Source organism: Pectobacterium brasiliense, assembly GCF_016950255.1.
Taxonomy (GTDB): domain Bacteria; phylum Pseudomonadota; class Gammaproteobacteria; order Enterobacterales; family Enterobacteriaceae; genus Pectobacterium; species Pectobacterium brasiliense.
Genome location: NZ_JACGFN010000001.1, coordinates 319810 through 341951 on the forward strand (window position 1 = coordinate 319810; position 22142 = coordinate 341951).

Sequence of the window (22142 nt, forward strand, 5' to 3'; positions counted from 1 at the left end):
ATGCTGAGGCAACTTAGAACTGGTAAGTCAGGCCAACAGCAACAGTATCGTCATCGTTGATGCCGTATACGTTGGTGTCTTTAATCAGGTTGATTTGGTAGTCAACATAGGTAGACATGTTTTTGTTGAATGCATAAGTAGCACCAACGCTGACATATTTAGTGATGTAATCATTTTTATTGTTTACATCGTCTTTAGCTTTGCCAGAAACATATGCCAGAGATGGGGTCAGGCCGAAATCGAAGTTGTATTGTGCAACAGCTTCAAAGATTTTGGTTTTGTCAGCAAAACCATCAGTCAGAGCAACGCCTGCAGGGCCTGAAGTTTGACCAATATAAGAAAGGTTACGATATTCACCGTAGGTAGCCGCTAAATAGACTGCATTGGCATCATATTTCAGACCAGTTGCCCACGCTTCAGCTTTCTTACCACGACCAGTGGTCGCATTGTTGTTTTGGTTATCAGTACGGTTAACTGCAGCATAAGATGCTACAACACCCAGACCGATATCTGAGTCATAAGAAGAGGAGATACCCCAGCCGTCACCATTTTGCTCGTTAATGTTGCCACGGCTGTTAGTGCTGTCGCTGTTGTTTTTACCTTGGTATTGAACAGCGAAGTTCCAGCCGTCAACCAGACCGAAGAAGTTGCTGTTACGGTAAGTTGCAACGCCAGTAGAACGACCGGTCAGGAAGTTATCGGAGTTGGATTGATCGCCACCAAACTCTGGCAGTACGTCGGTATAAGCGATACCGTCATATGCAATACCCAGGTTACGACCGTAGTCGAAAGAACCAGCATCAGCAAATTTCAAACCAGCAAAAGCATAACGAGTTTTATCAGCGTTGGAAGAACCAGAGCTTTCAGCTCTGTTACCTTGGAACTGATATTCAAAACGGCCAAAACCAGTCAGTTGATCAGCGATCTGAGTTTCACCTTTGAAGCCCAGACGAGCATAGGTTTTGTCGCCATCATTACCGTTGTTATCAGAGAAGTAGTGCAGACCAGTGATTTTACCAGTCAGATCCAGCTTGTTGCCATCTTTGTTATAAACTTCAGCGGCGTTTGCTGCGCCTGCGACTAACAGAGCTGGGATTACTACTGCAAGAATGTTGCGTTTCATCATTATTACCCTCATTGGTGTTATTTAGACACCTGCCACTGCCATAAATAATTCTTTACGGAACTATTCCTGAAAGTTTGGTGTCTTCCTGTGTCTGAACGCAGTTTTCCATTCACTCGCCAGTTAATCCACCCTAAAGATGCTACAAACTTCGTAATCGAGTAACAAATAGAAATAATGTGTGTCTAAATGTAAAATTCAGGGAACTTTGTGAGGCATAACAAAAATTAAAAAAAAAGAGCCGGGAAACCCGACTCTTCTTTTCTACATATTTGTTTTACTTATATTAAATTTTTATTTAGAAACTGGCGTTCCGTGGTGTGCGTGGGAAAGGAATGACATCGCGCACATTTTGTACACCGGTAACATAAGCAATCAATCGTTCAAAACCTAAACCGAAACCGGAATGTGGAATGGTGCCGTAACGACGTAAATCACGATACCACCAGTAGTCTTCTTTATTCAGTCCCATCTCTTCCAGACGGCTATCCAACTGAGCCAAACGCTCTTCACGCTGAGAGCCACCGATGATTTCACCGATTCCCGGTGCCAAAACATCCATTGCGGCAACGGTTTTACCGTCGTCATTCATACGCATATAGAAGGCCTTGATATCTTTCGGGTAGTTTTTAACGACAACCGGTGCTTTGAAGTGTTGCTCTGCCAGATAACGCTCGTGCTCAGAGGAGAGATCCACGCCCCAGTAAACCGGGTTCTCGAACTGCTGTCCGCAATTTAGCAGTATCTCGACGGCATCGGTGTAATCCACCTGTGCGAAATCGGAGCTGACGAATTTTTCCAGTCGAGTGATGGCTTCTTTATCAACGCGCTCAGCAAAGAACGCCATATCATCGGCACGCTCATTCAGGACGGCCTGGAAAACATATTTCAGCAGGTTTTCGGCCAGCGCCGCGACGTCATCCAAAGAGGCGAAAGCGACTTCCGGTTCGATCATCCAAAACTCAGCCAGATGGCGACTGGTGTTAGAGTTTTCCGCACGGAACGTTGGGCCAAAGGTATAGACGTTGGACAGCGCACAGGCGTAGGTTTCGCCATTCAGCTGGCCGGATACGGTCAGGAACGCTTCTTTACCGAAGAAATCTTCGCTGAAATCCACTTTACCTTGTTCGGTACGTGGCAGGTTTTCCAGATCGAGAGTAGAAACGCGGAACATTTCACCCGCGCCTTCGGTATCGGATGCGGTAATCAGCGGGGTAGATACCCAGAAGTAACCGTTCTCGTGGAAGAAGCGGTGAATTGCCTGCGCCAGCGTATGGCGAACGCGGGCAACGGCACCGATCAGATTGGTGCGTGGACGTAAATGCGCCACTTCACGCAGATATTCGATGCTGTGACGCTTTGCCGCCATCGGGTAGGTATCGGGATCGTCAACCCAGCCGACAACATTGACGTTGGTGGCTTGCAGCTCGAAGCTCTGTCCTTCACCCGGAGACGCGACGACGTTACCGGTGATTTCAACGGAGCAACCGGTAGTCAGGCGCAGTACATCATCCTGATAATTGGAGAGATTATTATTAACGACAGCCTGTAATGGATTAAAGCAGGAGCCGTCATAAACGGCGATAAAGGAGATACCGGCTTTAGAATCTCTCCGGGTACGTACCCAGCCGCGCACGGTGACTTCGCTGTCAACGGCGACACGGCCTTGCAGTACATCGACTACAGGCACTACGCTCATAAAATTCTCTCTTTAATTAATCGTGTTTAAGAAAAATATCGTGGTTAAAACGCTAAATGGCCCAATCCGAGCCATTTGCTATGTTACTTGCGATGCAACAGGACACAAGCAGAAATCACCGGAATGGCGCGAAGTTTTCGCTCATGCCGGTGAGTCTGCTGCAAAGTTGGTCAACATCTAAAGGGGAAAGCCTTAACTGGCCTTTTTCACGCGGGGTAAGTCAAACGCTTTGCGTAACTCACACACGAAGTTCTGATCCTGGCAGATGGTTTTCCCTGGGCTATCGGAGAGTTTTGCCACCGGCTTGCCGTTGCATTCCACCAGCTTGATGACGATGTTTAGCGGTTTTACGCCGGGGATATCACACGTCAGGCGCGTACCGATACCAAACACCAGATTCACGCGCTGTCCGAAATGACGATATAGCGACAGCGCTTTATCCAGATTCAGATTATCGGAGAAGACCAGTGTTTTGCTCATCGGATCGATGTTCAGGCGCTGATAATGCGCAATGGCTTTTTCGCCCCAATCGACCGGATCGCCGGAATCGTGACGCAACCCCTGATAGGCTTCGGCAAACGGCAAATCGAAATCACGCAGGAAGGCATCCATCGTGATGCAGTCGGTCAACGCAATACCTAAATGTGTGGGATATTCCCGTAGCCACATTTGTAGCGCGGCGCGCTGGCTGTTTGCCAGCGTCGGACTAATCTGCTGATGCGCCTGAAACCACTCATGTGCCTGCGTGCCGACAGGCGTGATATCCAAACGGCGTGCCAGATCGTAATTGCTGGTGCCGATGAGATAAGGGAAGTCGGCTCGCAGCGTCGTAACAATCGTCTGCTGGACATCACGAGAGAAACGCCGACGTGTGCCGAAATCCATTAACTTGAACCGACTGAGATCTACATCCGCGCTGTTCTGGCGAAAGCTCTCCAGTGAGGCAGACAGTTGGGTGAGTGCCAGCTCAGTCGTGATGTGAGGTGAACGATCGCGATGCACGACTTCACTGATCACGGCCAGCAAGGGAACTTCCCACAAAATCACTTCACGCCATGGCCCGGTGATGCGGATATCCAGTTTGCCCGCATGATTCTTGATCGAAACCTGCTGCGGATTAAAACGGAAGTCCCGCAACCAGTGGAGATAATCTGACTTAAAGAACGGCAGAGAAGAAAGATAGGTGAATTCATCGTCACTCAATGACAAGAAACGCATCAGATTGACCTGATGGGCTATCTCATCAGCGTAAACGCCTAATAACTCATCACCGCGACAGCGAAATTCAGCCGCAACGTCGACATCATAATAGTGATGATACACCGCCTGTTGCATGTGCAGCTTGTAGGCATCGGTATCCAGCAATGAGTGCAGAATCGGGGAAGTGTGCAAAGTCATAATGCGTTACAGCATCCTTGTAAGATGCCTATCCACCATTGGGACAATCAGCAATGTTCGATCAGTATACCTTGATTATCTGTTTATTACATTACGACAACATAGCGAGACGTGCGGGAATGAACCACGGTACGATGATTATCCTCATTATTTTGTCGTGGTAACATTAAGATAACAGGCTTAGACTTGATCTTTGATGTTTATGACGAGGTGGAAACTTTATATGAATCAACAGCCGCAAATAAAATATCGCCATGACTACCGTGCGCCGGATTACACCATTACCGACATTGCACTGGATTTCGATCTCGATGCCGAAAAGACTCACGTAAAAGCCGTTAGTCAGGTGGTGTTGCAGGGGGACGCTGGCGCGCCGTTGAAGCTGGATGGCGAAGGGCTGAAACTGATTAGCCTGAGCGTTGATGGTCAGCCGTGGACACACTACCAGCAGCAGGATGATGGCCTGATTCTGACGCAATTACCTGCGCGTTTCACGCTCAGCATCGAAACGGAAATTAATCCCGCCGCTAATAGCGCGCTGGAAGGGTTATACCTCTCTGGCGACGCGCTCTGTACGCAGTGTGAGGCCGAAGGGTTCCGCCACATTACTTATTATCTCGACCGACCGGATGTATTGGCGAAATTTACGACGCGCATCACTGCGGATAAAGCTCGCTATCCTTATTTACTCTCTAACGGCAATCGTATCGCACAAGGGGAGCTGGAAGGCGGCCGCCACTGGATTGAGTGGCAGGATCCTTTCCCGAAACCCGCTTATCTGTTTGCGCTGGTTGCTGGCGATTTTGATGTCCTTCAGGATCGCTTTACGACACGTTCTGGCCGCGATGTGGCACTGGAGCTGTATGTTGACCGTGGCAACCTCGATCGTGCTGGTTGGGCGATGACCTCGTTGAAGAATTCGATGAAGTGGGACGAAGAGCGCTTCGGTCTGGAATACGATCTCGACATCTATATGATCGTCGCCGTTGATTTCTTCAACATGGGGGCGATGGAAAACAAAGGGCTGAACGTATTCAACTCTAAATACGTGCTGGCCAAGGCGGAAACCGCGACGGATAAAGACTATCTGAATATTGAAGCGGTGATCGGCCATGAATATTTCCACAACTGGACGGGTAACCGCGTCACCTGCCGCGACTGGTTTCAGCTTAGCCTGAAAGAAGGGCTGACGGTGTTCCGCGATCAGGAGTTCAGCTCCGATCTGGGTTCGCGCCCAGTGAACCGTATTGATAACGTGCGTGTGATGCGCGGCGCGCAGTTTGCCGAAGATGCCAGCCCGATGTCGCATCCGATTCGTCCCGATCAGGTGATCGAGATGAATAACTTCTACACGCTGACGGTCTATGAAAAAGGATCGGAAGTGATCCGCATGATGCACACCTTATTAGGTGAAGAAGGCTTCCAGGCCGGTATTCGTCTATATTTTGAGCGTCACGACGGCAGCGCGGCAACCTGTGATGACTTTGTGCTGGCGATGGAAGATGCCTCCGGTGTCGATCTCACGCAGTTCCGCCGCTGGTACAGCCAATCGGGCACGCCGGTGCTGACTGTACGTGATGATTACGATCCGCAGACGCAACAATATCTGCTGAGCGTGAGCCAGATAACCCCAGTCGGTGCCGACAAACAGCCAAAGCTGCCGCTGCATATTCCGTTGGATATCGAACTGTACGATCCGCAAGGGCAGGTCATTCCGCTACAGAAAGACGGCCAACTGTTGGCGTCGGTGCTTAATGTGACCGAATCCGAACAGACGTTCATTTTCGATCAGGTGCCTTGCCGCCCGATTCCTTCTTTATTACGTGAGTTCTCTGCGCCGGTAAAATTGAACTATGCCTGGAGCGATGAACAACTGACGTTCCTGATGCGCCACGCCAGCAATGCGTTCTCACGTTGGGATGCGGCACAGAGCCTGCTGGCCAACTACATTCGTCTGAACGTTTCCCGCTATCAGCAGAAACAGCCGCTTTCCGTGCCGATGCATGTTGTGGATGCTTTCCGTGGCGTGTTGCTGGATGAAAAGCTAGATCCGATGCTGGCTTCTCAGATTCTGACATTGCCGAGCGAAAACGAGATTGCCGAGCTGTTTGACATCATTGATCCGACGGCGATCGCTGCTGTACGCGAAAGCATGACGCGTACGATGGCGAAAGAGATGGCGGATGAATGGCTGGCGGTATACCACGCAAATCACGCGCCGCAATATCGCATCGAACACGCGGATATGGGTAAACGAGCACTACGCAACGTCTGCCTGCATTATCTGGCATTCAACGATGCCGATCAGGCGAATAAACTGGTGCAGGCGCAGTTCCGTCAGGCGGATAACATGACCGATTCGTTGGCGGCGCTGTCGGCGGCGGTTGAGGCTCAGCTGCCGGTGCGTGATGACCTGCTGACGCAGTTTGATAACCGCTGGCATCAGGATGGCTTGGTCATGGATAAATGGTTTGTGCTGCAAGCGACCAGCCCGGCAGCCGATGTGCTGACCCGCGTGCGCGAGCTGCTGCAACACCGTTCATTCAGCCTGAACAATCCTAACCGCTTGCGTTCGCTGGTGGGGGCGTTTGCGGCCTCGAATCCGTCGGCTTTCCATGCGGAAGACGGCAGCGGTTATCGCTTCCTGACGGAGATTCTGGCCGATCTAAACACCCGTAATCCGCAGGTTGCGGCACGGGTGATCGAACCGTTGATCCGTCTGAAACGCTATGATGCTAAACGTCAGGCGCAAATGCGCCAGGCGTTGGAGCAACTGAAGACGTTGGAAAATCTGTCTGGCGATCTGTTCGAGAAGATCAGCAAGGCACTGCAAGATTAATCCTGCCACGCGATTAGCACAGCCACACGCGGTATCCTGCCGCGTGTGGCGATAATTCCCGCATCACGATTCCCAGCTCCCGCAAACGTTTTACTTTCCGCAAAGATGGAATTACCATCACCGACCGTGAATTCACAATCTTAGATTGTGACGATTATTTTTGCGGAATGATAACGGTGGTAGGGGATAGAAGAGTAAAGCGTCCGCGCCAGGGACAAAAGCGTCAGGAACGCTTTTGAACGTCGCTTGCGACGGCCCTGAAAGGGTGAATCTCAGGGATGAGATTCATATCTGCGCGGCTCGAGCTTACAGGGATGTACTTGCAGCGTCTTTACGATCTATCCCTTACCACAGCGTGACGTACGTTATTATCAAGCGCTAATCCACTATTGCTTACTTCCAGCGTAGGCAAGATACCTTTGCGATAGGGATCTCAGGAGACAATATGTTCTATCCCGTTATCAAAAAAGCCCTGTTTCAGCTCGATCCAGAGCGAGCACATGAGCTGACCTTCCAACAATTACGCCGTATTACCAACACGCCTTTTGAATTTCTCGTCCGCCAATCTGTTCCGACTAAACCCGTTACCTGCATGGGATTATCTTTTAAAAACCCACTCGGTCTGGCGGCGGGATTAGATAAAGACGGCGAATGTATTGATGCGTTAGGCGCAATGGGATTTGGTTTTATTGAAGTAGGGACGGTAACGCCGCGTCCACAATCTGGTAATGACAAACCAAGATTATTCCGCGTAGTGGAAGCGGAAGGATTGATCAACCGGATGGGGTTTAATAATAAAGGCGTGGATTATCTGGTCGAGAATGTAAAGAAAACACGTTTTGGCGGTGTATTAGGGATCAACATCGGCAAGAATAAAGATACGCCGGTTGAGCAAGGCAAAGACGATTATTTGATCTGCATGGATAAGGTTTATCCTCACGCAGGCTATATCGCGATCAACATTTCGTCACCCAATACGCCGGGATTACGCAGCCTGCAATATGGTGAAGCGCTGGACGATCTTTTACTGGCGATAAAGAACAAGCAGACAGAATTAAAAGATAAGCATCAGAAATATGTTCCCGTGGCGGTAAAGATCGCGCCGGATCTTTCTGAAGAGGAATTGATCCAAATTGCCGACAGTCTGGTTCGCCATAACATCGACGGCGTGATTGCCACCAATACGACACTCGATAGAAAACTGATTCAGGGATTAAACCACTGCGGGCAAACCGGAGGATTAAGTGGACGTCCGTTGCAGACAAGCAGCACGGAAATTATCCGCCGTTTGTCACAGGAATTAGCGGGACGTTTACCGATTATTGGCGTTGGAGGAATTGATTCTTTGGTCGCGGCACGCGAAAAAATGGCGGCTGGCGCATCGCTGGTACAGATATATTCAGGCTTTATTTTCCACGGCCCACGCCTGATTAAAGATATCGTTACACATATTTAATCCGAAATGCCTTTCATTTTTAGCTGGGGGTTTATTTATCCCCCCGGCTAGTCTATATTTTATCCGTTTGCGTAAATAATCTATCAACTGATGACAGATCTTCTTGCCGCAATGTTTGTGACGATGAACGATTATTGTGATGTGAGAAAACACAATCAGCTATTTCTGATATTTCTACTGTGAAGACGAAGGGTAAATAATATGAAGTTAAAACCTGACGATAACTGGCGCTGGTATTTTGATACCGAACACGACCGCCTGATGTTGGATTTGGCTAATGGCATGTTATTCCGTTCTCGTTTTCCGTCTAAAATGCTAACGCCGGATGCATTCAATGAATGTGCATTCTGTGTCGACGATGCCGCGTTATTTTTTACCTATAACGACAAATGTCAGAAAGCGGCACTGCATCGCGACCTCCAGGGCGAATTAGTTCTTAATGCGCTGGTCGCAAGCCGATTCCTAAAACCGCTTATGCCAAAAAGCTGGCACTTTATTCAACAGCCGGATGCCGTAACGTATTCGCCGCAGGCAGGTGATGTTGTACAAGTACAACTCACTGAAACCCATGAAACGGCCTGTTTTCTGGTGGCGGAAGCCGGGGATAAAGCCTGCCTCTGTCTGCTGGCACAAGAACAGCTGTCATTAAGTGGAAAAACCATGGGGCTGGGTGACGCCATAAAAATCATGCACGACAGACTCATGCCTGCCGTCGTTCAGAATAGGGTTGAGTGGGAAACCACGTTGGGTGAAGGCACGTCGGCGTTTGAGTACGCCAAGGTGGTCTAAACCCTCGGCTATACTCGTCAGACTTCAAACTGCATGTATGCTGGCTTTTCTTCGACTATTGCAGATGCTTTTTTATTGCAAATGAAGGTCACTCTGCGGGATACAGCTACAGGTAAGAACCTCGCCGTTTTCTCTGATGGCACTTTGCTTCAGCGCGGAAACTTCTCCGCTGACTAACGTCAATTTACAGCAACCGCACAGTCCTGCCCGACAAGAATAGGGGATTCGAATACCCTGTTGCTCCAACTGCTCCAGTAAAATCTGCTGATTGTTCCCTTGTAACGATTTTCCCTGATAGTGAAGGGTGACGGCCTGTTCGCTTTTTTCGGGAACGACAAGGCTTTCGACCACCTGACCAGAACCATAAGGACGCGGCGGTTTGGTCGCTAAGACTTCTAGCGTATCGCCCACGCGAATGATGCCCGTATTTCTGGCGACCAGGTTTTGCCCGAAATCAACGTCGCCGTTGTCGGCAGTACGGAAAGATTGCAGCGTTGCCAGCGGTTCTCCTGAGGGGTGCTTTCGGCCACGTTCGATGCTGACGGTGGTGAAAATGCAGCGGCTACAGGGTTTGACGACGTCAAAAATAACCTCGCCAATCCGAATGGTCTTCCAACTGTCTTCGGCAAAGGCTTCCGCGCCTGTCACGACCAGATTGGGGCGAAACTGTTCGATTTTTATACCGGCGGAACAGCGCTGGCGCAGCGCCTGAAATGAAGCATCATTAATTAACAGAAACGGATAGCCATCGGCAAATGCCAGAGGAACATCAGGATAATGCTTAACTCGCCGCGATGGCTCATTGCCCACCCAGCGAAGCTGTACGGCACGTTGGAAATAATGGCTTAACCAGACGTTGATAGCGTCAGGGGCGACGAGCGCCGTAAAGTGCGTTCCCCAGACTTCTGTCGGCTGAGGTGCCTCGGTGAAGTCGGCAAAACGTATTGTGGCTGTTTGACCATCCGGCGCGGCAATAAACAGTCCATCGGGTAACAAGGCGGGAGTAAATAACACCATCTGCGGATACTGGCGGGCAGTAATAAATGTGCCATCCGATTCGGTAATCATGAAGGCACGATCGTTCGCCAAACCGCTGACAGACGCCATCGCGTGGGACAGCTGTAGTCCCCGCATCGATTTTACCGGATGAATATAAAGCCGCGTTACGCCAATCACTGACCTGTTCCTTGCCAAAGTAAAACGGCAACTTTATGACAAGCGTCTCGGATTAGCTATAATGCGCCTCAATTTCTTTTATGAATCTATTTTTTGGTGATAGTGACGACATGAATGCTTTGTTTGCCAGTACGGCGCGGGGATTGGAAGAGTTATTAAAAAGTGAACTCGAATCATTGGGTGCGCAGTCCTGTGCGGTTGTGCAGGGCGGTGTCCATTTTGAGGGTGACAATCGCCTGCTGTACCAGAGCCTGCTGTGGAGCCGTCTGGCATCGCGCATTCTGCTGCCGCTGAATGAATTCAAGGTACACAGCGATCTGGATTTGTATCTGGGCGTGCAGGCGATTGACTGGTCAACGATCTTCAGCATCGATAAAACCTTTGCCGTGCATTTTACCGGTACCAATGAAGATATCCGCAACAGCCAATACGGCGCATTAAAAGTTAAAGATGCGATTGTGGATAGCTTCACGCGCAAAACCGGGCAGCGTCCAGATGTAGCGAAACAGCAGCCGGATATTCGGATTAACGTCTTTTTACAGCGTGATATGGCCAGCGTGTCGCTGGATTTAAGCGGCGATGGGTTACATCAGCGTGGCTACCGCGATCTGGCGGGGCTGGCTCCGCTAAAAGAGAATCTGGCGGCGGCAATTGTTTTACGCTCTGGCTGGAAGAGTGGCACGCCGCTGGTCGATCCGATGTGTGGTTCCGGTACGTTGCTGATCGAAGCCGCTATGATTGCGTCCGATCGAGCACCCGGTTTGCATCGCACACACTGGGGATTTAACGCCTGGTTAAAGCACGATGCCGAACTGTGGCGTGAAGTGACGGCCGAAGCACAGCAGCGCGCTCGTCAGGGGTTACAGGCGACGACCTCGCGCTTCTTCGGGTCGGATAATGACCGTCGAGTGATTGAGATCGCCAAAGCCAATGCGCGTCGTGCAGGCGTTGCCGAACTGATTTCTTTTGACGTGAGGGATGCCGCACAGCTAAAAAATCCACTGCCAGAAGGCCCGAAAGGCACGGTTGTCAGCAACCCGCCTTACGGTGAGCGTCTGGAAAGTGAACCCGCGCTGATCGCCCTGCATAATATGCTGGGTCGTAAGATGAAAAGCGACTTTGGTGGCTGGCAGCTCTCGCTGTTCAGCGCATCGCCGGAGCTGCTGAGCTGTTTGCAACTGCGTGCTGAGCGCCAATTCAAAGCGAAAAACGGCCCGCTGGACTGTGTACAGAAAAATTATCAACTGGCGGAAACGCAGGGTGAATCTGCGGGGCAAATCGCAGAAGACTTTGCCAACCGTCTGCGTAAAAACCTGCGCAAGCTGGAGAAGTGGGCGAAGCAGCAGGGGATTGAGTGCTATCGCCTCTACGATGCCGATCTGCCTGAATATAATGTGGCGGTTGACCGCTACGGCAGTTGGGTCGTCGTACAAGAGTATGCGCCACCGAAAACCATTGATGCGCAAAAAGCCCGCCAGCGCCTGTTTGATGTGATCAACGCGACGCTGAGCGTGCTGGAATTACCGTCGAACCGTCTGGTGCTGAAAACGCGCGAACGTCAGAAAGGGAAAAACCAGTACGAAAAATTGGCGCAGAAAGGCGACTTCCTGCTGATGGAAGAGTTTGGTGCCAAGCTGTGGGTCAACCTGACCGACTACCTCGATACCGGCCTATTCCTCGACCACCGCATCGCCCGAAAAATGCTGGGTGAGATGAGCCGTGGCAAAGATTTCCTCAACCTGTTTGCTTACACCGGTACGGCGAGCGTGCACGCTGGACTGGGCGGCGCACGTTCAACGACCACGGTCGATATGTCACGTACCTATCTGGAATGGGCCGAGAAAAACCTGCGGGTGAATGGCCTGACCGGGCGTCAGCATCGCCTGATTCAGGCGGATTGCCTGTCATGGTTACATAACGCCAATGAACAGTTCGATGTGATCTTCATTGACCCACCGACCTTCTCCAACTCAAAACGTATGGAAGAGTCGTTTGATGTCCAGCGCGATCACCTGGCGCTGATGAAAGATCTCAAACGTCTACTGCGCCGTGGCGGCACCATCATGTTCTCGAATAATAAACGCGGCTTCCAGATGGATACCGCTGGTCTGACCGCGCTGGGGCTGAACGCCAAAGAAATTACCGCGCAGACCCAATCGCAGGATTTTGCCCGTAATCGTCAAATTCATAACTGCTGGCTGCTAACGCATGCCGGTGAGGAAAAGTAACCGATGTCTTTAATCAGTGTTTCAGGTGCGTGGCTGTCGTTCAGTGATGCGCCGCTGTTGGATAACACCGAACTCCATATCGAAGAGAATGAACGCGTTTGTCTGGTTGGTCGCAACGGCGCGGGCAAGTCGACCCTGCTGAAAATTCTGGCCAAAGAGGTCCCGCTGGATGATGGTCGCATCACCTATGAACAGGATCTGATTGTCGCGCGCCTGCAACAGGATCCCCCGCGGGATGTTGCTGGTAGCGTCTTTGATTTTGTTGCTGAAGGGGTCGCCGCACAGGCGGATCACCTGAAAAACTATCACGCCATGCTGCGTCTGGTAGAAAGCGACCCGAGCGAAAAGAACCTGAATCAATTGGCTAAGTTGCAGGACGTTCTGGAGCATCAGGGCTTGTGGCAGTTGGAAAGTCGCATTCACGAGGTGCTGGAACAGCTTGGTCTGTCCGCCGACGCGCCGCTGGCTTCGCTTTCCGGTGGTTGGCTGCGTAAAGCCGCACTCGGCAGAGCGCTGGTGAGTTCGCCGCGTGTGCTGCTGCTGGATGAACCGACTAACCACTTGGATATTGAAACAATTGACTGGCTGGAAACCTTCCTGAAAACGTTCCAGGGCAGCATTATCTTTATCTCGCATGACCGTTCGTTTATTCGCAATATGGCAACCCGCATTGTCGATCTTGACCGCGGCAAGCTGGTTTCCTGGCCGGGTAACTACGACAAATATCTGGAAGGGAAAGAAGAAGCGCTGCGGGTGGAAGATCTGCAAAATGCGGAATTCGATCGCAAATTGGCGCAGGAAGAAGTGTGGATCCGTCAGGGCATCAAAGCTCGTCGTACCCGTAACGAAGGCCGCGTGCGAGCGCTGAAAGCCATGCGTCAGGAACGTGCGCAGCGCCGTGAAGTGATGGGCTCGGCGAAAATGCAGGTTGAAGAAGCTGCCCGCTCCGGCAAGATTGTGTTTGAGCTGGAAGACGTGAACTATCATGTTGACCAGGGTTCTCTGGGTGAAAAGAAAGTGCTGACGCGCAATTTCTCCGCTCAGGTGCAGCGCGGCGACAAGATTGCGCTGGTGGGGCCGAATGGCTGCGGTAAAACTACGCTGCTAAAATTGATGCTGGGTGGATTGGAACCGATCAGCGGTCGTGTGCACTGTGGCACGAAGTTGGAGGTTGCCTATTTCGATCAGCACCGTGCTGAACTCGATCCAGAACGTACGGTGATGGACAACCTGGCGGAAGGCAAACAGGAAGTGATGGTCAACGGTCGCTCGCGCCATGTGTTGGGCTATCTGCAAGACTTTCTGTTCCATCCTAAACGCGCCATGACGCCAGTAAAAGCGCTGTCGGGTGGGGAGCGTAACCGCCTGCTACTGGCGCGTTTGTTCCTCAAACCTAGCAACCTGTTGATTCTTGATGAACCGACCAACGATCTGGACGTGGAAACGCTGGAATTGCTGGAAGAATTAATCGAAAGCTATCAGGGAACGGTTCTTCTGGTCAGCCACGACCGTCAATTCGTCGATAATTCGGTGACCGAATGCTGGATCTTTGAAGGTGACGGCAAGATTTCTCGCTTTGTCGGTGGGTATTACGATGCGCAACAGCAGCGTGCCACCGCCACGCCACTGCGAACGACGGCTGCGCCGGCAGTAACCGCAACAGCGACAGCAGCGAGCACCGCACCGTCCGCTAAACGAAGCGCGGGGAAATTAAGTTATAACCAGCAGCGCGAATTAGATCAGTTGCCGCTGCGTCTTGAGCAACTGGAACAGGAAATTGCGTCGCTGCAAGCGCAGATGAATGACGCGGGTTTCTTTAACCGCCCACGCGAAGAGACGCAGCTGGTCTTAAGCGCTCTGGCGGAAGCGGAAAGCGCGCTGGAAACCTGTTTCGAACGTTGGGAAGAGCTGGAAGCACAGAAAAACGGCTAATACGCGTGGTTGTGTGACACCATCAATACGGGTGCAACATCTCGTATTGATGGTTTTTCGGTCATAAGCTGACGAAGTTTTGAAGGAGAGAATGCGTGTGTTCCCATCACGATCGGCATGACCCAGATCTTCAACAAAAAGAGCGTCATCAACATAAACGCGATCTTCAACATGATCCCGCTCATGAGCATAGCCCTGAGCACGAACATCATCACCATGATGACTATATGCTTTGCCCGCAGTGCGACCTGCTGGTGGAATTACCGGAGCTGTTACACGGCCAGAAAGCGACTTGTCCGCGCTGTAAAACTGCACTAACCAGCCGCCAGACGGAACCGCGTAAACGGCCGGTTGGCTATGCGGTGAGCGCGCTATTTATGCTATTGCTGGCAAACCTCTTCCCCTTCGTTTCTATGCGTGTAGCGGGAATCACCAGCGAAATTACCCTGATACAAATTCCTAAAGTGATGGTGGCGGAAAACTATGCCAGCGTCGCGACGCTGTTTATGCTTTTTGTCCAACTGGTCCCGGCTTTCAGTATGGCGACCCTCATTTTGCTTTGCCTGCATGCCTCGCTGCCGCTGACGTTGAAAAAAAGTCTGGGCAAAATGCTGTTCCACCTCAAAAGCTGGGGGATGGCAGAGATTTTTCTGGCTGGCGTACTGGTCAGTTTTGTCAAACTGATGGCCTATGGTGACATCGGCATCGGCACCAGTTTTATGCCTTTTGTCCTGTTCTGTCTGCTACAGCTGCTGGCCTTTCAAAGCCTCGATCGCCGCTGGCTGTGGAATGACATTGTGCCGCCGCCCGCGCTGCCTGCGCCACCGGTTCTGGGACAAAGCGGGCTATCGCAAGGGCTGCGTTCATGCCCGTGCTGCACCGCCATTCTGCCAGCCAACCAATTAATATGCCCGCGCTGCCACTCACGTGGACATGCCCGTAAGAAGCACAGCTTGCAATGGACACTGGCTCTGCTGATCACCTCTGTGATGCTGTATATCCCCTCGAATCTGATGCCGATCATGGTGACCGAAGCCTTCGGCGATCGTATGGGATCGACGATTATGTCGGGTGTTATTCTGTTGTGGGGGATGGGATCTTACCCTGTCGCGCTGGTGATTTTTGTCGCCAGCGTCATGGTGCCATCGCTAAAAATGCTGGCGCTAGGCTGGCTTTGCTGGCAGGCCAACGGCAAAACCAAAAAAACGGAAGACAGCGAGCGCATGCATGTCATCTATGAGATGGTTGAGTTTGTTGGACGCTGGTCGATGATTGATGTGTTTGTGATTGCCGTCCTATCTGCGATGGTGCGCATTGGTCGTCTGATGAGTATTTATCCCGCCGTTGGGGCGGTACTGTTCGCGGCTGTGGTGATTCTGACCATGTTTGCCGCGATGATGTTTGATCCCCGTTTGTTGTGGGATCGTCGCAATGATGTTCTTCATAAGGAGCCTGCCGTTGGCGAAAGATAATCATGCCGTTGCGGATGTAGAAACGATTAAACGCTGGTCTCCGGTCTGGATTGTGCCGATTGTCACGGTACTGATCGGTGCCTGGATACTGTTTTACCATTTCAGCCATCAGGGGCCGCAAATTACGCTGATTACCAGCAGCGCTGAAGGGATTGAAGCGGGAAAAACTGCCATCAAAAGCCGTAGCGTAGACGTTGGAGTGATAGAGAGCGTCGTGCTGAGTGATGACCTCCATCGTGTGGAAATCAAAGCACGCCTGCATGATGGTATGGATAAACTGCTCAAGGAGGACTCTGCTTTCTGGGTGGTGAAGCCGCAAATTGGTCGCGAAGGCGTTTCCGGTCTGGGGACGCTCTTATCCGGCGCTTACATTGAGCTACAGCCCGGGGCCAGTAAAGAGGGTAAAAGCGAGTTTACGCTGCTGGATGCGCCGCCGCTGGCTTCGCCGGATGCGAAAGGCATTAGGGTAATATTGGACAGTGAGCAATCCGGGCAGTTGAATGCGGGCGATCCGGTCCTGTTCCGCGGCTATCGGGTGGGGTCGGTGGAAACCAGCGAGTTCGATCCGAAAGCACGCAAGATGCGCTATCAGCTGTTTATCTCTGCGCCGTATGACGGTTTGGTCACGACCAACGTCCGTTTTTGGAAAGACAGCGGCGTAGCGTTCGATATGTCGGCGCAGGGCATGCGTGTCGAAATGGGCTCGCTGACGACGTTATTCAGCGGTGGCGTCAGCTTTGATGTCCCTGCTGGGTGGGAACTGGGCGATGCAGCCAAGACAATGGCACAGTACCGACTGTTTGATAGCCAGCGCAGTATTCAGGACTCGCTATACACCGAATATAAAGAGTATTTGCTGTTCTTCAGCGAATCGATCCGTGGTCTACAGGCGGGCGCGCCGGTTGAATTCCGCGGTATTCGACTGGGCACGGTTGCCGAAGCGCCATTTTTCCCAAAAAATATGAAGCAGGATCTGGATGATGATTATCGCATTCCGGTGCTGATTCGTATTGAACCCGATCGGTTCGAGAAGAAGATTGGCGGCTCGTTCGATTTTGAACAGCATCTGCAGCAAGCCCAGTCGCTGGGGCTGCGCGCGTCGATGAAGTCGGCTAACCTTCTGACGGGCGCGCTCTATATCGATCTCGATTTTTATCCAAAAGAGAAAGTGGATAAACAGCTGTTCGTTCTGGACGGCTACCCGGTTCTGCCTACCATTGACGGTGGCCTGTCACAGATTCAGCAGAAGCTGATGGCTGTGCTGGATAAGGTGAATAACCTGCCGCTGAACCCGATGGTCAATGAAGCCACGAAGACGCTGGCGGAAAGTCAGGCGACGCTGCGCGAAATGCAAAAAACGATGGCAGCGCTGAACAAGCTGACGTCCAGCAAAGCGATGCAGGATCTGCCGGAAGATATGCAAAAAACGTTGCTTGAATTGAATCGCAGTATGAAAGGCTTCCAGCCCGGCTCACCGGCGTATAACAAGATGGTGGCGGATATGCAGCGGTTGGATCAGGTGCTGCGGGAGCTACAGCCTGTGCTGCGTACCCTGAACGAGAAAAGTAATGCGTTGGTTTTTGAGGCCTCGGGTAGTCAGGATCCTCAGCCGAAGAGGGCAAAATAATGATGAAAGCATGGACATTGGTTCTGGCTTTGGTATTGAGCGCGTGCAGCAGTAGCAATACGCAGAAAACGTACTATCAGCTACCGACAATCGCGGAGACCAATACGACGCAAACTGCGGTGACTCAGGGGCATCCGCTATGGGTGGAACATGTCAGCGTGGCAGATTATCTCGTCAATGCAGGTTTGGTTTATCAGACTAACGATGTGCAGTATGTCATTGCCAGTAACAACCTGTGGGCCAGCCCGCTGGATCAGCAATTGCAGCAGGCGCTGGTGACAAATCTGGGGCATAAGCTTCCCGGTTGGGTTGTGACCACACAGCCGCAGGGCAGCGAACAGGCAGTGCTGAACGTGGCTGTCACGGGCTTTCACGGTCGTTATGATGGCAATGTTATCGTGCGCGGAGAGTGGATGCTGACCTATCAGGGGAAAGTGGTTAAGCATCCCTTTAACGTAGTGCTGCAACAAACAGAAGATGGCTACGACGCGTTGGTAAGAACGCTGGCGCAAGGCTGGCAGCAAGTTTCCCAGTCGATTGCCCAGCAGGCGGGTACGCTGAAATAACGATGACAGCGACCCGGTATTATCCGGTCACGCTTTGACACAAACAACGTTCTAAGAAATTAGGCCTCTAAAGATGTAATGCTGTGATTGCATTACGTTTTTAGAGGTTTTTTATTGTTTTCAATCAGTTATGTTTTTCGGTTCTTTAACGGGGAAAATTCCTATTTTTGATCACAAATATGACACTGGCGTGAATTTTGCGCCTTGACCTTTGGCGACAGAATCGGTATTGATAGTTTGTGATTGCTTATAAAGTAATCATTGTTTTCTTTCCACCAGATAAATAATGAGGGAAATAAGGCATGAAGAGACAGAAACGCGATCGCCTGGAACGGGCTCATTCACGTGGTTATCAAGCAGGTATTGTCGGTAGACCAAAGGAATTTTGTCCTTATCAATCAATTAATGCCCGGTCTTACTGGTTGGGAGGCTGGCGAAAAGCCATGGAGGACAGGGCTGTTACCGCTTAGCGCGCCTTGTCATTAGAGGGAACGCCTCCGCTTTTGCGGAGGCTTTTGTTTTTAGGGGCCAAGAGTCCTGATTCTGCCTCTCAGTTCCATCGATACCGAGTTCACCGTCGACATACACGATCAATCGATACGTTCAACAGACATATCGGGCTTCGAGTCATGATCCGAGGCTTTGTTATTCCTGCAACGTTATTTACCTATTAATTTCGATTTCGATCATTTTTTCTCTATTTTTTAATCGTTATTGCTCGATATTGCCTCTAAATTGAGCGAATGAGGTGATTTTTCATTATTTATTGTTAAAAAATCTATCATTACTACCTGGATGGTATGGCTCAAGTCGGCAATGTAGTGTAGTTTTTTGTTCGGAATTTTCTGAAAAGCGATTAGAGAGAAGAATATCGTGAAATTACGAACCAGAATTGCGCTGCTATGCGGTACGACCTTGTTAGGGATGTTAATTTTATCTGCGGTGGCGCTGAATACGCTCTATAACACGATGATGAGCGAACGCACTGGCCAGCTTTCTACGCTGGTTCAACTGGCTCACGCTGCGGCACAAAAGGCATATGACCTTGAGAAAAGCGGTCAGCTATCACGTGAGGACGCAGAGAAAGAGGCCAAACGGGCAATTAGCAGTTTCCATCAGGACGATCGCTATTTCTTCGTACGCGGCTATACGAATGATGTGAACTATGTTCACCCTAACCCTAAACGCATTGGCATTGTCGATGCCAATGGTGGTAAAGAGGCGGGAGAGCGCTACCGTGCGTCGCTTAAAGGCAATACGATTGGCACGGTGATCGCGGAAGGGACGCGTCCGGGGCAGCAGAATAAAGTTGAGAAGCTTTATGCCGTCATTAAATTCGAGCCTTGGGACTGGACGATTGGCTATGGTGACTATATTGACGATATCCAACAAACATTCTGGCGCAATGCGCTGATCCTGCTGTCTTTAGGGTTGGTTCTGTTGTTAATCATTTCCGCGTTTGCATGGAATATGTTACGTACGCTGATGCGCCAGCTTGGCGGTGAGCCGCAATATGCGGTGGAGGTTGTGCGTGAAATTGCGGAAGGCAATTTGCGCGTCGATGTTGAAACGAAGCCGGGCGACCAAACCAGTATTCTTTACGCTATCCGTGCGATGCGCGACAACCTGTCGCATCTGGTTAATCAGGTTCGCAGTAGTACCAATTCTATTGCCACAGCCTCGACGCAGATTGCATCGGGTAACGGCGATTTGTCTGCCCGTACCGAATCGCAGGCCAGCGCTCTAGAACAAACGGCCGCGGCAATGGAACAACTGACGGCAACGGTGAAACAGAATGCAGATAACGCGCGCTACGCGAATGAACTTGCGGTGTCAGCATCGGATGTCGCGGTGCGCGGTGGGGATGTTGTCAGCCGGGTCGTGGTGACGATGGACTCCATCAGTACATCATCGCGTAAGATAGTGGATATCATCGGCGTTATTGACAGCATCGCTTTCCAGACGAATATTCTGGCGTTGAATGCTGCGGTAGAAGCAGCTCGGGCCGGTGAACAAGGCCGCGGCTTCGCCGTCGTCGCAAGTGAAGTTCGCACGCTGGCGCAGCGCTCTGCATCCGCCGCTCGGGAAATTAAAGGCTTGATTGATGATTCCGTTGCCAAGGTAGGTGAGGGCACGGATTTCGTGAAGCAGGCTGGTGATACGATGAGTGAAGTCGTTGAAAGCGTACACCGCGTAACGTCCATGATGGGCGAGATCAGCGTGGCGAGTGCAGAGCAGCGTTCCGGTATTGAACAGGTCAATCTCGCGATATCGCAGATGGATCAGAGTACCGAACAGAATGCGGCGTTGGTTGAAGAAGCATTGGCTGCGGCACACTCTCTGAACGAACAGGCACAAGAGCTGTCACGTACCGTTGAACAATTCCGCGTTGATGAATCTGCGGGCAGCTATCTGGCGCTGGGGGCAAGATAGCAGGAACAACAAACGGCAGGGTTCAGATAATAGAATGAATCCTGCCGAGGCATCTCATCCGTTCCAACGATATAAAAAAACGCCCTTAACTTGCGTCAAGGGCAGCTCGGTGTACGTATGTGGGGGATTGACTCGCGGCGTCCTGCCGCTCGCCCTGCGGGCCGCCGTTGGCGGTCCAAAACGCCAATCCTGTCGTTTTGTCGAACCCTGTCAAGGCTTCTCATCCGTTCCAACGATATAAAAGAAAACGCCCTTAACTTGCGTCAAGGGCGTTTTCTTTTATATGGCGGTGAGGAAGGGATTCGAACCCTTGATACGTTTTCACGTATACACACTTTCCAGGCGTGCTCCTTCAGCCTCTCGGACACCTCACCGTGGTCTCGCCGTATCGCATAGCAGCGGACGGCGCTAATGTAGGGAAATTGCCGAACAGCGTCAACAAACTTCTGCATTCAATGCGCGCAATTAGCTAAAGTTAACGCAATTTGTTGCTTTGCTCACCGCTTTTAATTCTCGCCCACGTGTATTCTCCAGCCATGCGCCAAAAACTGATGTTTCAGTTGTGTTAATCATGCGTTGTGATTTCGTTCGCTGGCTGCGGAATAGCCCTGAAAATGGTATGCTGATTTGCAAACGTTGACTCAGGAGAACCTATGTATCCCGTCGATTTACATATGCACACCGTTGCCAGCACACATGCTTACAGTACCCTGCATGATTACATCGTCGAAGCACAGCAGAAGAATATCCGCCTGTTTGCCATTACCGATCATGGCCCGGATATGGCGGATGCACCGCATTACTGGCACTTCATGAATATGCGCGTTTGGCCGCGTCTGGTGGATGGTGTCGGCATCCTGCGCGGTATCGAAGCAAATATTAAAAATATCGAGGGTGATATCGACTGCACCGGACCGATGTTGACTCAGGTGGATGTGATTATCGCAGGCTTTCATGAGCCGGTTTTTCCACCACAGGATAAAGATACACATACTACGGCGATGATCGCGACCATGGCACGTGGCGACGCGCATATCATTAGCCACCCCGGCAACCCGAAATTTCCTGTCGATATCCGCGCGATTGCGGAAGCCGCGGCGAAATACAATGTGGCGCTGGAGCTAAATAATTCCTCTTTCATGCATTCACGCCAAGGCAGTGAGCCAAACTGTCGGGCGATTGCGGAAGCTGTTCGTGACGCGGGTGGATTACTTTCTTTAGGTTCCGATTCCCATATTGCGTTTTCTCTGGGAGACTTTACCCACTGCGAACGTATTTTGCAGGAAGTGAATTTCCCGCAGGATCGGATATTGAACGTAAGCCCTCGCCGCGTGTTGGATTTCCTCGAACAGCGTGGAATGCCTGCTATCGCTGAACTTGCTGATTTGTGACGCTGTCACTTAA

15 protein-coding genes and 1 tRNA gene are annotated in these 22142 nt (G+C 51.2%); 11 read left to right on the top strand and 5 right to left on the bottom strand.

The window, feature by feature from the left end:
• Nucleotides 1-13: 13 nt before the first annotated feature.
• From H4F65_RS01460 to pncB, 3 genes are all read right to left on the bottom strand, one after another.
• Entirely contained in the window at nucleotides 14-1126 is a 1113-nt protein-coding gene (locus H4F65_RS01460; protein WP_010277027.1) for a porin, read from the bottom strand.
• Between the two features lie 295 nt (nucleotides 1127-1421).
• Nucleotides 1422-2822, bottom strand: coding sequence for an asparagine--tRNA ligase (gene asnS, locus H4F65_RS01465; RefSeq protein ID WP_010277024.1), 1401 nt, complete (start codon nucleotides 2820-2822; stop codon nucleotides 1422-1424).
• Between the two features lie 192 nt (nucleotides 2823-3014).
• The gene (gene pncB, locus H4F65_RS01470; RefSeq protein ID WP_010277021.1) at nucleotides 3015-4220 is read right to left on the bottom strand and encodes a nicotinate phosphoribosyltransferase; all 1206 of its coding nucleotides are present in this window, start codon (nucleotides 4218-4220) and stop codon (nucleotides 3015-3017) included.
• A 223-nt stretch (nucleotides 4221-4443) separates the two neighbouring features.
• On the opposite strand from pncB, the gene pepN reads away from it, so the two are divergent.
• The 3 genes from pepN (at nucleotide 4444) to H4F65_RS01485 (ending at nucleotide 9304) form a co-directional block, all read left to right on the top strand.
• Nucleotides 4444-7059 (top strand): aminopeptidase N, encoded by a 2616-nt coding sequence (gene pepN / locus H4F65_RS01475; RefSeq protein ID WP_010277018.1) that lies wholly within the window; start codon nucleotides 4444-4446, stop codon nucleotides 7057-7059.
• A 445-nt stretch (nucleotides 7060-7504) separates the two neighbouring features.
• Nucleotides 7505-8515, top strand: a complete 1011-nt coding sequence (pyrD, locus tag H4F65_RS01480; protein WP_010277017.1) for a quinone-dependent dihydroorotate dehydrogenase — start codon at nucleotides 7505-7507, stop codon at nucleotides 8513-8515.
• Between the two features lie 201 nt (nucleotides 8516-8716).
• Nucleotides 8717-9304 (top strand): cell division protein ZapC, encoded by a 588-nt coding sequence (locus H4F65_RS01485; RefSeq protein ID WP_010277014.1) that lies wholly within the window; start codon nucleotides 8717-8719, stop codon nucleotides 9302-9304.
• 72 nt (nucleotides 9305-9376) lie between these two features.
• Here the strand turns inward: H4F65_RS01485 and H4F65_RS01490 are convergent, their stop codons facing one another.
• The gene (locus H4F65_RS01490) at nucleotides 9377-10480 is read right to left on the bottom strand and encodes a YcbX family protein (protein WP_010277012.1); all 1104 of its coding nucleotides are present in this window, start codon (nucleotides 10478-10480) and stop codon (nucleotides 9377-9379) included.
• Between the two features lie 110 nt (nucleotides 10481-10590).
• Here H4F65_RS01490 and rlmKL point away from each other — a divergent pair, with 110 nt between their 5' ends.
• From rlmKL to H4F65_RS01525, 7 genes are all read left to right on the top strand, one after another.
• Nucleotides 10591-12708: a bifunctional 23S rRNA (guanine(2069)-N(7))-methyltransferase RlmK/23S rRNA (guanine(2445)-N(2))-methyltransferase RlmL gene (gene rlmKL, locus H4F65_RS01495; protein ID WP_010277009.1), complete on the top strand. Its 2118-nt coding sequence runs from the start codon at nucleotides 10591-10593 to the stop codon at nucleotides 12706-12708.
• A gap of 3 nt (nucleotides 12709-12711) precedes the next feature.
• Nucleotides 12712-14640, top strand: coding sequence for an ABC transporter ATP-binding protein (locus H4F65_RS01500; protein WP_010277005.1), 1929 nt, complete (start codon nucleotides 12712-12714; stop codon nucleotides 14638-14640).
• 95 nt (nucleotides 14641-14735) lie between these two features.
• Nucleotides 14736-16112: a membrane integrity-associated transporter subunit PqiA gene (pqiA, locus tag H4F65_RS01505; protein WP_072014201.1), complete on the top strand. Its 1377-nt coding sequence runs from the start codon at nucleotides 14736-14738 to the stop codon at nucleotides 16110-16112.
• The gene (pqiB, locus tag H4F65_RS01510) at nucleotides 16072-17739 is read left to right on the top strand and encodes an intermembrane transport protein PqiB (RefSeq protein ID WP_373370738.1); all 1668 of its coding nucleotides are present in this window, start codon (nucleotides 16072-16074) and stop codon (nucleotides 17737-17739) included. The genes pqiA and pqiB overlap by 41 nt, the downstream gene beginning before the upstream one ends.
• Nucleotides 17739-18305, top strand: coding sequence for a membrane integrity-associated transporter subunit PqiC (pqiC, locus tag H4F65_RS01515; protein WP_010276995.1), 567 nt, complete (start codon nucleotides 17739-17741; stop codon nucleotides 18303-18305). Before pqiB ends, pqiC begins: the two co-directional genes overlap by 1 nt.
• 302 nt (nucleotides 18306-18607) lie before the next feature.
• Complete coding sequence (rmf, locus tag H4F65_RS01520) at nucleotides 18608-18775, top strand: ribosome modulation factor (RefSeq protein ID WP_010276992.1); 168 nt, start codon at nucleotides 18608-18610, stop codon at nucleotides 18773-18775.
• A 403-nt stretch (nucleotides 18776-19178) separates the two neighbouring features.
• Nucleotides 19179-20738 (top strand): methyl-accepting chemotaxis protein, encoded by a 1560-nt coding sequence (locus tag H4F65_RS01525; RefSeq protein ID WP_010276989.1) that lies wholly within the window; start codon nucleotides 19179-19181, stop codon nucleotides 20736-20738.
• Nucleotides 20739-21022: 284 nt separating this feature from the next.
• Here H4F65_RS01525 and H4F65_RS01530 read toward each other — a convergent pair.
• Nucleotides 21023-21112 (bottom strand) — tRNA-Ser (locus H4F65_RS01530).
• A 279-nt stretch (nucleotides 21113-21391) separates the two neighbouring features.
• Between H4F65_RS01530 and H4F65_RS01535 the strand changes: the two genes are divergently transcribed.
• Entirely contained in the window at nucleotides 21392-22129 is a 738-nt protein-coding gene (locus H4F65_RS01535) for a phosphatase (RefSeq protein ID WP_010275960.1), read from the top strand.
• Nucleotides 22130-22142 lie beyond the last annotated feature (13 nt).

What these genes read in the sequence shown, in the direction of transcription:
- H4F65_RS01460 (WP_010277027.1), bottom strand. Translation starts at nt 1,126, where the DNA reads ATGATGAAACGCAACATTCTTGCAGTAGTAATCCCAGCTCTGTTAGTC.
- asnS (WP_010277024.1), bottom strand. Translation starts at nt 2,822, where the DNA reads ATGAGCGTAGTGCCTGTAGTCGATGTACTGCAAGGCCGTGTCGCCGTT.
- pncB (WP_010277021.1), bottom strand. Translation starts at nt 4,220, where the DNA reads ATGACTTTGCACACTTCCCCGATTCTGCACTCATTGCTGGATACCGAT.
- pepN (WP_010277018.1), top strand. Translation starts at nt 4,444, where the DNA reads ATGAATCAACAGCCGCAAATAAAATATCGCCATGACTACCGTGCGCCG.
- pyrD (WP_010277017.1), top strand. Translation starts at nt 7,505, where the DNA reads ATGTTCTATCCCGTTATCAAAAAAGCCCTGTTTCAGCTCGATCCAGAG.
- H4F65_RS01485 (WP_010277014.1), top strand. Translation starts at nt 8,717, where the DNA reads ATGAAGTTAAAACCTGACGATAACTGGCGCTGGTATTTTGATACCGAA.
- rlmKL (WP_010277009.1), top strand. Translation starts at nt 10,591, where the DNA reads ATGAATGCTTTGTTTGCCAGTACGGCGCGGGGATTGGAAGAGTTATTA.
- H4F65_RS01500 (WP_010277005.1), top strand. Translation starts at nt 12,712, where the DNA reads ATGTCTTTAATCAGTGTTTCAGGTGCGTGGCTGTCGTTCAGTGATGCG.
- pqiB (WP_373370738.1), top strand. Translation starts at nt 16,072, where the DNA reads ATGATGTTCTTCATAAGGAGCCTGCCGTTGGCGAAAGATAATCATGCC.
- pqiC (WP_010276995.1), top strand. Translation starts at nt 17,739, where the DNA reads ATGATGAAAGCATGGACATTGGTTCTGGCTTTGGTATTGAGCGCGTGC.
- rmf (WP_010276992.1), top strand. Translation starts at nt 18,608, where the DNA reads ATGAAGAGACAGAAACGCGATCGCCTGGAACGGGCTCATTCACGTGGT.
- H4F65_RS01535 (WP_010275960.1), top strand. Translation starts at nt 21,392, where the DNA reads ATGTATCCCGTCGATTTACATATGCACACCGTTGCCAGCACACATGCT.